Origin of the sequence: Protofrankia sp. Cr1 (genome assembly GCF_963555865.1) — a bacterium.
In the GTDB taxonomy this organism is placed as follows: Bacteria; Actinomycetota; Actinomycetes; order Frankiales; family Frankiaceae; genus Protofrankia.
This window is the reverse complement of the sequence record NZ_CAUVXO010000241.1, coordinates 1,611-2,239: the sequence shown is the minus strand read 5'-3', so window position 1 is coordinate 2,239 and position 629 is coordinate 1,611. Positions and strand designations below refer to the sequence as shown.

Annotated in this window: 1 protein-coding gene; it reads left to right on the top strand. The window is 70.0% G+C overall.

The window, feature by feature from the left end; all coding sequences use genetic code 11:
• A partial coding sequence (locus U9980_RS17545) for a hypothetical protein (protein WP_322768909.1) occupies nt 1-574 on the top strand: 574 nt, incomplete at its 5' end.
• Between the last annotated feature and the right edge of the window lie 55 nt (nt 575-629).

The following is a 629-nucleotide window of genomic DNA, read 5'->3' as shown; positions in this document are numbered from 1 at the left end:
GGTGTGCCCAGGCGGTGACATCCGCCGCCCGGACGACGCTGATACGGATGCGGCGGTTGACGCGAACCTGGCCGCCCCACCGGAACCCGGCATGGACACACCCGTCGGTGGCTGGCAGTCCGCCCACCCCGTCACCGCCACAGCAAGGAGCAGCCCGACCATGACCAACGGCCACTCGACGATCTATCGGGTCGCGGTCATCGTGTTCGCCGACGTACCCGGCATCGACGCCAGGGACGCCGCAATCCGGCTCACCGCCGCCGTCGGCGACACGCTCGGCGACCGCCTCCCGACACCGCACCACGGCCGGCCCAGCACCTACCCCGACACCCAGATCCTCGACGTGGTCGACCTGTCCACCGCCGCGCGCAACGGATACCTGAGCATCCAGCCTGTGACCGGCCACGGAAGACGGCAGGGAACCAGCCGCGGTAGACCGCAGGGTGCCGCCGGCCGTTCGGTCCCCCCGATATCAGCTTCCGATGACGAGGACTTCGCGGGCGGCACTGGGAACGTCGACGGTGACGGCGTCGAGCTGGTTGATCCGGGCGACGCGTTCGGCCTGGGCGAGTAGGCGGATTCAGCCCCGGCGTAGATCGTGCAGCGAGCCATCGTGATCGGTATACGCC